Consider the following 12,978-nt stretch of genomic DNA (forward strand, 5'->3'; position numbering starts at 1 on the left):
AGACTGGGTGTCCAACGGAGTTCCTGTGCAGCGGTGATCTTGGTCGACGCTGTTGTAGCAGGGACTCCGTTGCCTGTTTCAACCGGCTGGACAGGCGCACCCAACCCTTAACTTCACGGCCTTGGGGCTAGCCGACGCGTGGTTCGCCGGTCAACACGACACCGGCCGTGCGCAGGTCAGCGACTGCGGTGTCCACAGTGGACTGGGCGACGCCCGCCGTCAGGTCGAGCAGCACCGTGGTGGCGAAGCCTGCCCTGACCGCGTCCAGCGCGGTCGCCCGCACGCAGTGGTCCGTCGCGATGCCGACGACGTCCACCGAGGTCACGTCGCGCTCGCGGAGCCAGTCCGCCAGCGTCCGCTCCGCGCGGTCCGCCCCCTCGAACCCGGAGTACGCCGCCGCGTACGCGCCCTTGGAGAACACCGCGTCCACCGCGGCCACCTCCAGCTCGGGATGGAACGACGCGCCCGGCGTGCCGGCCACGCAGTGCACCGGCCAGGTGGCCACGAAGTCCGGCGTCGCGCTGAAGTGCGCGCCGGGGGACACGTGGTAGTCGCGCGTCGCGACCACGTTGTCGTAGCCGCGTTCCGCGATGTGCCTGGTCACGGCCGCGGCGACGGCGGCCCCGCCGGCCACCGGCAGCGAACCGCCCTCGCAGAAGTCGTTCTGCACGTCAACCACGATCAGCGCGTTGGCCACGGTGCCGTTCCTCTCCCTACCCGCAAGGCCCGATCACCGGAAGGTCGTCGGGATGGCTGGTTCGCCGTGCGAGAGCTTCAGGCCCTCCCACGGCACGCTCACCAGGGCCGACCGCAGCCGGTCCCTGCTCTGCTCAAGGGTGGGCACCCCGTCCGCCCGCTGTCCAGCGCGCAACAGGGGGATCGGCAGCACCCGGTCGTGCTCGCCGAGTTCGGGCTGCTGGCGCCCGTCGCCGACCTGGAACACGACCTCCTCCAGCGCGGTGCCGGTGTCCTTGTGCCGGCGCACCGCGCTCTTCCAGCCGCCGCGCGACTCCTTGTGCGAGCTGCGCTTGGCCACCGGCCTGCCGGCCACCTCGACCAGTTTGTAGACCATGCCGGCGGTCGGCGCGCCGGAGCCGGTGACCAGGGACGTGCCGACGCCGTAGGCGTCCACCGGCTCGGCCCGCAGCGCGGCGATCGAGTACTCGTCCAGGTCGCCGGACACCACGATGCGGGTGTTGCGCGCGCCGAGCGAGTCGAGCTGTTCGCGGGCCTGGCGAGCCAGCGGGCCGACGTCGCCCGAGTCGATCCGCACCGCGCCGAGCTCCGGCCCGGCCACCTCGACGGCCGTCCTGATGCCCTCGGTGATGTCGTAGGTGTCCACCAGCAGCGTCGTGCCGACACCGAGCGCCTCGATCTGCGACCGGAACGCCTCGGCCTCGCTGTCGTGCAGCAGCGTGTAGGCGTGCGCGCAGGTGCCCGTCGTGGGGATGCCGTGCCGGCGGGCGGCCTCCAGGTTCGAGGTCGCGGTGAATCCGGCCAGGTAGGCGGCCCGCGCGGACGCGACGGCCGCCTCCTCGTGCGTGCGCCGCGAGCCCATCTCGATCATCCTGCGGCCGTTGGCCGCGCCGACCATCCTGGCCGCGGCCGACGCGATCGCGCTGTCGTGGTTGAGGATCGACAGGGCCAGCGTCTCCAGCACCACGCCCTCGGCGAAACTGGCCCGCACCGTGAGGATCGGGGAGCCGGGGAAGTACAGCTCGCCCTCGGGGTAGCCGTCGACGTCGCCGGTGAACCGGTAGTCGGCGAGCCAGGACAGCGTCGCCTCGTCCACCACCGAGGCCCTGGCCAGCTGGTCGATCTCGGCTGGGCCGAACCGGAAGTCGCGGATGGCGTCGAGCAGCCGTTCCGTCCCCGCGACGACGCCGTACCTGCGGCCGTCGGGAAGCCTGCGGGCGAACACCTCGAACACGCACGGGCGGTTCGCCGTGCCGTCTCGCAGCGCACCGGCCAGCATGGTCAGCTCGTAGTGGTCCGTGAGCAGCGCGGTGCTCGGGCCGGCTTCCGTTGACGTCATGAGAAGGAAGCCTAAAGTTGGCCAACCGGAGAGGGCACGAGGTTCCCGCTATGTCGTCCGACACCCCGCCCGAACGTGACACCATTGGCGGTATGACCACGCCCGTCGAAGAGGAACGGACGCAGGTGGACCCGGCCGGCGCGGAGCTTGCCGCGCAGGACCAGCCGTGGCAGACGGTGGTCTGGAACGACCCGGTGAACCTGATGTCGTATGTGACGTACGTGCTCCAGAAGCTGTTCGGCTACAGCCGCGACAAGGCGACGAAGCTGATGCTGGACGTGCACCACAAGGGAAAGGCGATCGTGTCCTCCGGCTCAAAGGACAAAGTGGAACGTGACGTCGCGAAGCTGCACGCGGCGGGCCTCTGGGCGACCATGCAGCAGACCTCATGAGGAACTGGCACCGGGAGGGCGACAAGATCGTCGCCGAGCTGGACCGGCAGGAGGCCGCCGTGATCCGCGGCCTGGTCAGCCAGGTGCAGGACATGCTCCAGGCCAGGGCCGAGGAGGCGCCGCAGGACGAGCTCGCCGAGCTGACCGGCATCCGCACCGGCGCGTCGACCTCGCCGGACGACCCGATCCTGTCCCGCCTGCTGCCCGACTTCCACCGGCTCGATCCCGACGCGCCCGATCCCGGCGAGGCCGACTCCGCCAGCGCCCTGCGGTCGCTGCACGAGCCCGAGCTGCTCGACCTCAAGAACGGGGTGGCCGCCGTCGTGCTGGACACCTGCCCGCCGCAGGGCGGCGCGGTCGTCCTCGCGGACGAGCAGGCCGAGGCGTGGCTGTCCGCCATCAACGACGTCCGGCTCGCGCTCGGCACGGCCCTGGACATCAGCGAGGACATGCCGGACGAGCTGCCCGAGGAGGACCCCCGGTCGGCGCACCTTGGCGTGTACCACTGGCTGACCTGGGTGCAGGAGACGCTGATCGAGGCGATCACCGAGTGAGCGGGCCGGGTCCGCGCAACGCGATCACGGACGTCGCCGGGGTGCTGGTCGGGCAGCACCACCGGCTCGGCGACGGCTGGGCCACCGGCACGACCGTCGTGCTGGTGCCCGACGGTGCGGTCGGCGCGGTGGACGGCCGGGGCGGCGCGCCGGGCACCAGGGAGACCGACCTGCTCGACCCGGCGAACCTGGTGCAGCAGGTCCAGGCGGTGTGCCTGTCCGGCGGCAGCGCGTACGGGCTGGCCGCCGCCGACGGCGTGATGCGCTGGCTCGGCGAGCACAACCTCGGCTTCCGGGTCGGCGCGCGGCCGCACGAGGTGGTGCCGATCGTGCCGGCCGCCGTGCTGTTCGACCTGCCGATGAGCGAGTGGGGCAACCGGCCGGACGCGGAGTTCGGCCGCGCGGCCTGCCAGGCGGCCTTCGACGCCGGGCCCGGCGCCCAGGTCGAGCAGGGCTGCGTCGGGGCCGGCACGGGGGCGCGCACCGGCTCGCTCAAGGGCGGCGTCGGCACGGCGAGCGTCCTGGTCGGCGAGCACACCGTCGGCGCGCTGGCCGCGGTCAACGCCGTCGGCGAGGCGGCCGACCCGGCGACCGGCCGGCCGTGGGCCGCCGACCTTGGCTTCGACGGCGAGTTCGCGTTGCCGTCAGCGCGGCCCGCTGACCTGCCGCAGGCGAAGGAGTCCCGGCTGAACACCACGATCGGCGTGGTGGCCGTCGATGCCGAGCTGACCAAGGCCGAGTGCCGGCGGCTGGCCATGGCCGCCCAGGACGGGTTGGCCCGCGCGGTGCGGCCCGCGCACTCGATGTTCGACGGCGACACCGTGTTCGCGCTCGCCACCGGCGCGCGGCCGCTGACCGAGGCGGCGGGCGTCATCGGCGACCCGACCCGCGCCGCCGCGCTGGACCGGCTGTGCGCGGCGGCCGCCGACGCGTTCGCCAGGGCGATGGTGCACGGCCTGCTCGCCGCGACGACGGTCGGCGAGGTCCGCGCGTATCGGGACGTGTGGGGCCAGCTCTGAGCCGTGCGCTTGCCTCGGACACCGAGCCTCTTCCCGGGATCCGTCTGGCCCGGGGAGTGTCTGCCCACCGAGGCATCGGCTCCGTTTCCGCGCTCGTGTCGGGGCTCCTACGTGCGGTTTCTCAGCCGTCGGGAGCGCTTCCCCCACCCCGTAGGATGGGAGTGTGCTGGTGATCCGCCGTGACTTAGTGGACGCGATGGTGGCGCATGCCCGTCGCGACCACCCGGACGAGGCGTGTGGCGTGATCGCCGGGCCGGAGGGATCGGACCAGCCGGAGCGGTTCATCCCCATGGTCAACGCGGCGCGCTCGCCGACGTTCTACGAGTTCGAGTCTGGCGACCTCCTGCGGCTGTACCGGGACATGGCCGCCCGCGACGAGGTGCCCGTGGTGGTCTACCACTCGCACACCGCGACCGAGGCCTACCCGTCGCGCACCGACGTGTCCTACGCCTCCGAGCCGGACGCCCACTACGTGTTGGTGTCCACCCGCGAACCCGACGAGCACGAGTTCCGCTCGTACCGGATCGTCGACGGCGAGGTCACCGAGGAACCGATCGAGGTCGTCGAGTCCTACATGTTCGCCCACACCGGCGCCGACGACGTCCCGGACACCGTCTGACCGCAGGCGCGGTCACGCTGTGCCAGCGGTTGCCATTCCAACCAAGTCCCGCATTCTCGGAGGTTCAGCATGGCCGTCACCGTCTCCATCCCCACCATTCTGCGGACCCACACCGCAGGCGAGAAGTCCGTCGAGGCCAGCGGCTCGACGGTCGCCGAGGTCATCGAGAACCTCGAGGCCAACCACGGCGGCCTGAAGTCCCGCCTGGTCAAGGAGGGCGCGCTGCACCGCTTCGTGAACGTCTACGTCAACGACGAGGACGTGCGTTTCGCCGGCGGCCTCGAGGCGGCCGTCAAGGACGGCGACACCGTCACCATCCTGCCCGCCGTCGCCGGCGGCGCGTAACCCAAGGGGCACAAGGGAGATCGCCGTGGCCCGGTTCGACTCGCTGCTGGACCTGCTCGGCAACACCCCGCTGGTCGGGCTGCCGAACCTGTCCCCGTCCGAGCACGTCCGACTGTGGGCGAAGCTGGAGGACCGCAACCCGACCGGCTCGATCAAGGACCGGCCAGCGCTGGCCATGATCGAGGCGGCCGAGCGGGACGGCCGGTTGACGCCGGGCTGCACGATCCTCGAACCCACCTCGGGCAACACCGGCATCGCCCTGGCGATGGCGGCCAAGCTCAGGGGGTACGGGCTGGTCTGCGTGATGCCCGAGAACACCTCGACCGAGCGCCGGCAGCTGCTCCAGGCGTACGGCGCGCGGATCATCTTCTCGCCGGCCGCCGGCGGCTCCAACCAGGCCGTGGCGACCGCGAAGGAACTGGCCAAGAAGAACCCGGACTGGGTGATGCTCTACCAGTACGGCAACCCGGCCAACGTCGCGGCGCACTACGAGGGCACCGGCCCGGAGATCCTGCGCGACCTGCCAGAGGTGACGCACTTCGTGGCCGGCCTCGGCACCACCGGGACCCTCGTCGGGGCTGGCAGGTACCTGCGTGAGCACAAGCCCGACGTGCAGGTCATCGCGGCCGAGCCGCGCTACGGCGAGGTGGTCTACGGGCTGCGGAACCTGGACGAGGGCTTCGTGCCCGAGCTGTACGACCCGGACGTGCTGACCGGGCGGTACTCCGTCGGCTCCTACGACGCGCTGCGCCGCACCCGCCAGCTGCTGGAGACCGAGGGGATCTTCGCCGGCATCTCCACCGGCGCGATCCTGCACGCCGCGCTCGCCGTCGCGGAGAAGGCGGCAGGCGCGGACGTCCCGGCCGACGTCGTGTTCGTGGTGGCCGACGGCGGCTGGAAGTACCTGTCCACCGGCGCCTACGCCGGCACCCTGGACGAGGCCGCCGAACGAATCGACGGCCACCTCTGGGCCTGAGACGGTGTCCTGGCCGGACGCCGTCTCCTGGCCTGACGCCGGGGCGGGTCTGACGCCGGGCCCGGTCTAGCCGGCGAACACCGTCGACGGCAGCCCGGCACCAGCTCCCGGCAGCACCAGCAGCGAGCCGGACAGCGGCGCGCCGGCCAGGCCGTCCTCGGACAGGCCGTCCCGCGCCGAGGTCACGTACAGGTCGGCCAGGTCGGGGCCGCCGAAGCAGCACGCCGTCGGCTGCGGCACCGGCACCGCGATCTCCCGGTCCAGCCTGCCGTCCGGGGTGTACCTGCGCACCGCGCCGCCGCCGTGCAGGGCCACCCACACGCAGCCGTCGGCGTCCACGCAGATCCCGTCCGGCACGCCGGCCGTGTCGGTCACCTCGACCAGCGGCCTGCGCCCGGTGGCCGCGCCGCCGACCCGCTCGTAGTCGAGGACGTCGATCCGCCGGGTCGGCGAGTCCACGTAGTACATCAGCGTCTCGTCGGGGCTCCAGGCGATGCCGTTGCTGACGCTCACCTCGTCCAGCACGACCCTGGCCGCGCCGTCGCCCTCGACCACGGCCAGCCAGCCGCCCGGCTTCTCGTCGTAGCGCATCGTGCCGGCCCACAGCCGGCCGGCGGGGTCGACGGCCGCGTCGTTGCCGCGCAGCCCGTCCCGCGCCCAGTAGACGAGCCAGGTGCGGCTGCCGTCCCGGTCCACCAGCGCGACGCCGTCCCGCAGGTTGAGCACCAACCCGCCGCGCGTCCTCGGCTTGACCGCGCCGACGTGCTGCGGGGTGGCGAGCACCGCGTCCGAACCTCGGCCAGGGGCGAAACGGTGCACCTCGCTGCCGAGGATGTCCACCCACAGCAGCGTCGAGGTGGCCGCGTCCCAGGTCGGCCCCTCGCCGATGATGGCCTCGCACCGCACCGCGACCTCGACAGACGAGCCGCTCACCCGATCACCCTCCCCGTTGCGCCCGAATCCTAGTGAGCGCTTGACCTGTAGTGCGCTCCAGGTCATAGCGTTGATCGGGTTCGTGTCACCAAACGCAAACAGGGGATCCACCAGTGCGCTACACGCTGCTCGGCAAGACCGGACTACGGGTGTCGGAGCTCAGCCTCGGCACGATGACCTTCGGAGACAGCTGGGGTGCCGACAAGGCGACCAGCGGTCAGCTTCTGGACGCCTACGCCGATGCCGGTGGCAACTTCGTCGACACAGCCAACTTCTACACGGGCGGCCAGTCCGAGGAGTACCTCGGTGAACTGCTCGAAGGCCGGCGGGACCAGTTCGTGCTGGCCACCAAGTACACGCTCCAGACGCGGTCCGGCGACGTGAACTCGGTCGGCAACACCCGCAAGAACCTGGTGAACTCCCTCGAGGACAGTCTGCGGCGGCTGCGCACCGACCACGTCGACGTGTTGTGGGTGCACGCGCGGGACACATGGACGCCGGTCGCCGAGGTGATGCGGGCCCTGGACGACCAGGTGCGCGCCGGCAAGATCCTGCACGTCGCCGTCTCGGACTGGCCGGCGTGGGAGGTCGCCCAGGCCAACACGCTGGCCGAGCTGCGCGACTGGTCGCCGTTCGTTGGCCTCCAGATCCGCTACAACCTGCTGGAGCGCACGGTCGAGCGGGAGCTCCTGCCGATGGCCAAGGCGTTCGACCTGCCCGTGTTCGCGTGGGCGCCGCTGGCGGCCGGGAAGCTCACCGGCAAGTACCGCGCGGGCGAGTCCGGCAGGCTGACCGGTCGGGACGACGGCCCGACGGACCACAACGAGGACGAGACCATCGACACCGTCCTCGCCGTGGCAGAGGAGGGCGGCTGGTCGCCAGCCCAGGTCGCGATCGCCTGGCTGCTGCGGCAGCCGGCCAACGTCGTGCCGATCCTCGGCGCGACCACGCTGACGCAGCTCAAGGACAACCTCGGCGCGGTCGACGTGCGGCTCACCGACGACCAGCTGGCCAGGCTGGATACCGCGAGCCGGGTGCCGCTCGGCTTCCCGCACGACTTCCTGGCGGGGGAGCGGGTGACGAACGGCGTCTACGGCGACCGCTGGCAGGAGGTCGACGACCGCCGCTTCACCGTCCGCCGCACCCCCGGCGACCGCTGACCGCTGCTGAGCCCGAGGACAAGGGGAAGGCGCCCGCTCAACGGATAGGCCGGACGGGCGCTTCCCCTGGTGCAGCAGGCACGATCTGGGCGAATCGGACCGAACCGTGACCCTCGGCCCGTAGGCTGGCTGTCGTGGAGCCAGTCCCCGCCGTGCCGCCATCGGAGCAGCCGTCCGCCGCGCAGCCAGCCGTCGCGCGGCCGGCCAAGCCGGCCAGGCCGCCGAAGCAGCCGACGCCGCTCGCGAAGCGGGTCGTCCCGCCGAACCCGGTGCAGGCGGCCGTTGTGATCCTCGGCTTCCTCGCGCTGCTGTACGTGATCCAGGTGCTCAACGTGATCACGAACTACGGGCTGCTCGGCTTCGGTGACATCCCGCGCGACTTCTCGCACTGGGACGGCGTGCTGTTCGCGCCGCTGCTGCACGGCAGCTGGCAGCACCTGTTCGGCAACTCGCTGCCGCTGCTGGTGCTCGGCTACCTCACCACCTCGCTCGGGCTCGGCAAGTTCTTCGGTGTCACCACGATCATCTGGCTCACCGGCGGTCTCGGCGTCTGGGTGTTCGGCCACGACGGCGTGCACATCGGCGCGTCCGGGCTGATCTTCGGCTACCTCACCTACCTGTTGGTCAGGGGCCTGTTCGCGCGCAGCGTCACGCAGATCGGCATCGCCGTCGCGGTGTTCGCCCTCTACGGCTGGGTCCTGCTCGGGATGCTGCCGGGCCAACCGGGCATCTCCTGGGAGGGCCACCTGTTCGGCGCTCTCGGCGGCGTGCTGGCCGCCTGGGGCGTGGCGCGGGACCTGCGCAAGGAAGCCGCCAAGAACCCGCCGCCCGCCATCGTCGTCTGACCGGGGTCCCACTCGGGATCTCGGTCCGGCCACCACTCGGCATCAGGGTGAAATCCGGGTGTTTCCCGGACCCGGGAGCGGATAACCGCACGTAACCTCGATGTCGTGGACCAACTACCCGCCAAGCAGACGCCGAACCGGCCGGCGAACCGGGTGCTGCCGCCCCGACCGATGCAGGCGGCGGTCGTGCTGGTGTCGTTCACCGCGCTGCTGTATCTGATCGAGTTCGTCGATGTGGCCGGCTTCCACGGCTCGCTCGACCGGTCGTTCGGCGTCAAGCCGCGCCAGCTGTCCGGCCTCGACGGCGTGCTGTTCGCGCCGCTGCTGCACGACGGCTGGGCGCATCTCGCCGGCAACACCATCCCGGTGCTGGTGTTCGGGTTCCTCGCGATGGCGGGCGGGCTCGCCCAGTGGATCGTGGTCACCACGGTGATCTGGCTGGTCAGCGGCATCGGCGTCTGGCTGACCGGCGACGCCGGCACGGTCACCATCGGCGCGTCCGGTCTCGCCTTCGGCTGGCTGGCGTTCCTGCTGGTCAGGGGCATCTTCAACCGCAGCTTCAAGCAGATCCTGGTGGCCGCGGTGCTGTTCTTCTACTGGGGCGGCGTGCTGTGGGGGCTGCTGCCGGGCGACCAGCAGATCTCCTGGCAGGCGCACCTGTTCGGCGCGCTGGCCGGGCTGCTCATGGCGTTCCTCGCGGCGAGGGCGAGCCGGGTGCGCGCGGCCAGGACGGTCGCGACGGGACCGGCTCCGGGTAATCTCGCGGCGTGACCATCTCTGCCGACGCGCCGATCGGAATCTTCGACTCGGGAGTCGGCGGACTCACGGTGGCCAGGGCGATCATGGACCAGCTGCCGGGGGAGCGCGTCCGCTACATCGGCGACACGGCGAACAGCCCGTACGGCCCGCTGCCCATCGCGCAGGCCCGCAGCAACGCCCTCGCGGTGTTCGACCGCCTGGTCGACGACGGCGTCAAGCTGCTCGTGATCGCCTGCAACACGGCGTCGGCGGCCTGCCTGCGCGACGCCCGCGAACGCTACGACGTGCCGGTCGTCGAGGTGATCCTGCCGGCCGTGCGCCGCGCGGTGGCCACCACCCGCTCCGGCCGGGTCGGCGTGATCGGCACCAAGGGGACGATCAGCTCGCGGGCCTACGAGGACGCCTTCGCCGCCGCCCGCGACATCAGGGTCACCAGCGTCGCCTGCCCGAGGTTCGTTGACTTCGTCGAGCGTGGCATCACCTCCGGCCGGCAGGTCCTCGGGCTGGCCCAGGGCTACCTCGAGCCGTTGCAGCAGGCCGAGGTGGACACGCTCGTGCTCGGCTGCACGCACTACCCGCTGCTGACCGGCGTGCTCCAGATCGTCATGGGCGACGGGGTGACCCTGGTGTCCAGCGCGGAGGAGACCGTCAAGGACGTGGTGCGGGTGCTCACCGAGCTGGACCTGTTCAGCGGGCGCGACCCCGAGGACGGACCTGCGGAGCACGAGTTCCTGGCCACCGGCCCCGCGGCCCCCTTCGCCAAGCTCGCCACCCGGTTCCTCGGCCCGAGGCTCGGCGCGGTCACCGCGGCCTGAGTGATGTCCGGTACTCCCGATCCGGCCGGGGAACAACGGTCCCCGGCCCGGCGGTTTTCTGACTGGACACGATCGCCGCGCGAGGTGGGGGAGAGCCCGATGGCAAACGCTTCCGTCCAGGTGGAGCGCACCGGACAGCACAGCTTCGTCGCCGCGAACGACCGGGGCGCGTCGGTGCGCATCGGCCGGGTTGGCCAGGAGGGCTCGTTCACGCCGGTGGAGCTGCTGCTCGCCGCCGCGGCGGGCTGCGCGGCCGTCACCGCGGAGGAACTGGTCGTCCGGCGGGTCGGCGAGGACGCGCGGTTCGAGGCCACCGCGGAGGGCGTCCGCCAGCACGGTGCGCACGAGCTGGACGAGGTGCTGGTCGGCCTCGACGTCGACCTGTCCGCGCTCGACCCCGAGCAGCGCGAGCACCTGGTCAAGGCCGTGCGCCGGGCCGTCGAGCAGCTGTGCACCGTCACCAGGACGCTGAAGAAGTCGACCCCGGCGCCCCTGGCCATCACGTCCTAGTCCGGTTGCCCGGACAACCGCGCTGCCTAGCCGCCGACGCCCGTCCACACCGCGCGCGAGCCGCTGTCCCCGATCCGCACCACCTGCACGGTGGTCGCCACCGCGGCGGCCACCACCAGGACCGAGACCAGCAGCGCGATCCGCCGCCACGTCCTCGGGATGGTCGTGGTGGTCTGGCCGCCGTCCCCGGCCGGCTCGGCGTCGGCCGCCCGCTCCCGGTCCGCAAGGCGGCCGGCGACCAGCAGCACGACCACGGCGACCAGGAAACCGATCGCGTAGGGCAGCAGCTCGGTGCCGATGTCGGCGTGCTGCTTGATCAGCGGGTTGGGCACCGAGGCGAGCCTGTCCCGCAGCTGCTCGCCTGCCTGCTGCGCCAGCGGCACCGCCCCGACCGCGAGCGCCGTGAGGATCAGGGCGGGCCAGCCGTACTTGCGCCGCCAGGTGGCGCGCACGGCAAGGCCGATCGCGCAGACCGAGGCCAGCGGCAGCAGCACCACCACGGCGTGCACCAGCAGCGGGTGCGCGGGTAGGCCGAAGACGGTCACGAGTTGTTCCGCTTGTGCCATGCCAGTCCCTACGCCGGTGGGCCATCGGTGGTTCACTGAAAGGGCACCCTAGGCTAACGACGTGGTGAGAACCGATGGCAGGAACGACGACGCGCTGCGCGACATTCGGATCACGCGCGGCTTCCAACAGTGGCCGGCCGGCTCGGTCATGGTGGAGTTCGGCAACACGCGGGTGCTGTGCGCGGCCAGCGTCACCGAAGGTGTGCCGAGGTGGCGGGCGGGATCCGGGCTCGGCTGGGTGACCGCCGAGTACTCGATGCTGCCGTCGGCCACGCACACGCGCAGTGACCGCGAGGCGGTCAAGGGCAAGATCGGGGGGCGCACGCACGAGATCAGCCGACTGATCGGCCGCTCGCTGCGTGCCTGCATCGACCTCGCCGCCCTCGGCGAGAACACGATCGTCATCGACTGCGACGTGATCCAGGCGGACGGCGGCACTCGCACGGCCGCGATCACCGGCGGTTATGTGGCGCTCGCCGACGCCATCACCTGGTTGGGGGCCGCAGGCCGGCTCGCCGACCCGCAGCCGCTGTCCTGCGCCGTGTCGGCCGTCAGCGTCGGCGTGGTGGACGGCAGGGTGCGGCTCGACCTGCCCTACGAGGAGGACTCGCGGGCCGAGGTGGACATGAACGTGGTGGCCACCGACGCCGGCACGTTCGTCGAGGTGCAGGGCACCGGCGAGGGCGCGACGTTCGCCAGGTCGACCCTGGACCGGATGCTGGACCTGGCGTTGGCCGGGTGCGCGGAGCTGAGCCGCAAGCAGGCCGAGGCGCTGGCCCTGCCCTACCCGGGCGAGCTGCCGACGCCAAAGCCGGGGAAGGGCAGGGCGTCGTGACCGAGCTGCTGCTGGCCACCCGCAACGCGAAGAAGCTGGGTGAACTGCGCCGCATCCTCGACACGGAGAACGTGCGCGGCATCGAGATCATCGGGCTCGACGCGGTGGTCGAGTTCCCCGAGGCCCCCGAGACCGAGCCGACCTTCGAGGGCAACGCGCTGGCCAAGGCGCGGGACGCGGCGGAGGCGACGGGCCTGCCGTCCGTGGCGGACGACTCCGGCCTGTCCGTGGACGCGTTGAACGGCATGCCAGGCGTGCTGTCAGCGCGATGGTCCGGCAAGCACGGCGACGACCCGGCCAACCTGGACCTGGTGCTGGCCCAGCTCGGCGATGTTCCCGACGACCGCAGGGGCGCGGCCTTCGTCTGCGCGGCGGCTCTGGTGCTGCCCTCAGGTGTCGAGGTCGTGGTGCGCGGCGAGTGGCGGGGCTCGCTGACCCGGGAACCGCGCGGCGCCAACGGTTTCGGTTACGACCCGATCTTCCTGCCGGAGGGTTTCGAGGTCACCTCGGCGGAGCTGGAGCCTGCGGAGAAGGACGCCATGTCGCACCGGGGACGGGCGCTGCGGTTGTTGTTGCCGCAGTTGCGGCGGCTGACGGAGGACTAGGCACCACGGT

17 protein-coding genes are annotated in these 12,978 nt (G+C 71.9%); 13 read left to right on the plus strand and 4 right to left on the minus strand.

Going from position 1 to position 12,978, the window contains the following annotated elements; genetic code table 11:
- Positions 1–127: 127 nt before the first annotated feature.
- On the minus strand, positions 128–697 hold the full coding sequence (locus F0L68_RS17310) for an isochorismatase family protein (RefSeq protein WP_149850631.1): 570 nt from the start codon (positions 695–697) through the stop codon (positions 128–130).
- Between the two features lie 33 nt (positions 698–730).
- Positions 731–2,035 (minus strand): nicotinate phosphoribosyltransferase, encoded by a 1,305-nt coding sequence (locus F0L68_RS17315; RefSeq protein ID WP_149850632.1) that lies wholly within the window; start codon positions 2,033–2,035, stop codon positions 731–733.
- A gap of 92 nt (positions 2,036–2,127) precedes the next feature.
- On the opposite strand from F0L68_RS17315, the gene clpS reads away from it, so the two are divergent.
- The 6 genes from clpS to F0L68_RS17345 all read left to right on the plus strand — a co-directional run bounded on the left by clpS (position 2,128) and on the right by F0L68_RS17345 (position 5,940).
- On the plus strand, positions 2,128–2,427 hold the full coding sequence (gene clpS / locus F0L68_RS17320) for an ATP-dependent Clp protease adapter ClpS (protein ID WP_149850633.1): 300 nt from the start codon (positions 2,128–2,130) through the stop codon (positions 2,425–2,427).
- Positions 2,424–2,981: a DUF2017 domain-containing protein gene (locus F0L68_RS17325; protein ID WP_149850634.1), complete on the plus strand. Its 558-nt coding sequence runs from the start codon at positions 2,424–2,426 to the stop codon at positions 2,979–2,981. Before clpS ends, F0L68_RS17325 begins: the two co-directional genes overlap by 4 nt.
- Positions 2,978–4,000 carry a P1 family peptidase gene (locus F0L68_RS17330; protein ID WP_223198874.1) on the plus strand — a complete coding sequence of 341 codons (1,023 nt, stop codon included), beginning with the start codon at positions 2,978–2,980 and terminating at the stop codon, positions 3,998–4,000. The genes F0L68_RS17325 and F0L68_RS17330 overlap by 4 nt, the downstream gene beginning before the upstream one ends.
- A gap of 163 nt (positions 4,001–4,163) precedes the next feature.
- Positions 4,164–4,619, plus strand: a complete 456-nt coding sequence (locus tag F0L68_RS17335) for a M67 family metallopeptidase (RefSeq protein ID WP_149850635.1) — start codon at positions 4,164–4,166, stop codon at positions 4,617–4,619.
- A 69-nt stretch (positions 4,620–4,688) separates the two neighbouring features.
- Positions 4,689–4,964, plus strand: coding sequence for a MoaD/ThiS family protein (locus F0L68_RS17340; protein ID WP_149850636.1), 276 nt, complete (start codon positions 4,689–4,691; stop codon positions 4,962–4,964).
- 25 nt (positions 4,965–4,989) lie between these two features.
- A complete protein-coding gene (locus F0L68_RS17345; protein WP_149850637.1) occupies positions 4,990–5,940 on the plus strand; it encodes a PLP-dependent cysteine synthase family protein in 951 nt (316 codons plus the stop codon).
- Between the two features lie 66 nt (positions 5,941–6,006).
- On the opposite strand, the gene F0L68_RS17350 is transcribed toward F0L68_RS17345, so the two are convergent.
- Positions 6,007–6,873, minus strand: a complete 867-nt coding sequence (locus tag F0L68_RS17350) for an SMP-30/gluconolactonase/LRE family protein (RefSeq protein WP_223198875.1) — start codon at positions 6,871–6,873, stop codon at positions 6,007–6,009.
- Positions 6,874–6,986: 113 nt separating this feature from the next.
- Between F0L68_RS17350 and F0L68_RS17355 the strand changes: the two genes are divergently transcribed.
- From F0L68_RS17355 to F0L68_RS17375, 5 genes are all read left to right on the plus strand, one after another.
- Positions 6,987–8,033, plus strand: coding sequence for an aldo/keto reductase (locus F0L68_RS17355; RefSeq protein ID WP_149850639.1), 1,047 nt, complete (start codon positions 6,987–6,989; stop codon positions 8,031–8,033).
- A gap of 134 nt (positions 8,034–8,167) precedes the next feature.
- Complete coding sequence (locus F0L68_RS17360) at positions 8,168–8,878, plus strand: rhomboid family protein (protein WP_223198876.1); 711 nt, start codon at positions 8,168–8,170, stop codon at positions 8,876–8,878.
- Between the two features lie 105 nt (positions 8,879–8,983).
- A complete protein-coding gene (locus tag F0L68_RS17365; protein WP_438672291.1) occupies positions 8,984–9,649 on the plus strand; it encodes a rhomboid family intramembrane serine protease in 666 nt (221 codons plus the stop codon).
- Between the two features lie 2 nt (positions 9,650–9,651).
- Positions 9,652–10,452 carry a glutamate racemase gene (murI, locus tag F0L68_RS17370; RefSeq protein WP_149850747.1) on the plus strand — a complete coding sequence of 267 codons (801 nt, stop codon included), beginning with the start codon at positions 9,652–9,654 and terminating at the stop codon, positions 10,450–10,452.
- 99 nt (positions 10,453–10,551) lie between these two features.
- The gene (locus F0L68_RS17375; RefSeq protein WP_149850640.1) at positions 10,552–10,962 is read left to right on the plus strand and encodes an OsmC family protein; all 411 of its coding nucleotides are present in this window, start codon (positions 10,552–10,554) and stop codon (positions 10,960–10,962) included.
- A gap of 26 nt (positions 10,963–10,988) precedes the next feature.
- Here the strand turns inward: F0L68_RS17375 and F0L68_RS17380 are convergent, their stop codons facing one another.
- Positions 10,989–11,528: a DUF2231 domain-containing protein gene (locus F0L68_RS17380; protein WP_149850641.1), complete on the minus strand. Its 540-nt coding sequence runs from the start codon at positions 11,526–11,528 to the stop codon at positions 10,989–10,991.
- A gap of 61 nt (positions 11,529–11,589) precedes the next feature.
- Here F0L68_RS17380 and rph point away from each other — a divergent pair, with 61 nt between their 5' ends.
- Both rph and rdgB read left to right on the plus strand, forming a co-directional pair.
- On the plus strand, positions 11,590–12,363 hold the full coding sequence (gene rph / locus F0L68_RS17385) for a ribonuclease PH (protein WP_149850642.1): 774 nt from the start codon (positions 11,590–11,592) through the stop codon (positions 12,361–12,363).
- Entirely contained in the window at positions 12,360–12,968 is a 609-nt protein-coding gene (gene rdgB / locus F0L68_RS17390) for an RdgB/HAM1 family non-canonical purine NTP pyrophosphatase (RefSeq protein ID WP_149850643.1), read from the plus strand. Before rph ends, rdgB begins: the two co-directional genes overlap by 4 nt.
- Positions 12,969–12,978: the final 10 nt, after the last annotated feature.

Origin of the sequence: Solihabitans fulvus, from assembly GCF_008386585.1 — a bacterium.
In the GTDB taxonomy this organism is placed as follows: Bacteria; Actinomycetota; Actinomycetes; order Mycobacteriales; family Pseudonocardiaceae; genus Solihabitans; species Solihabitans fulvus.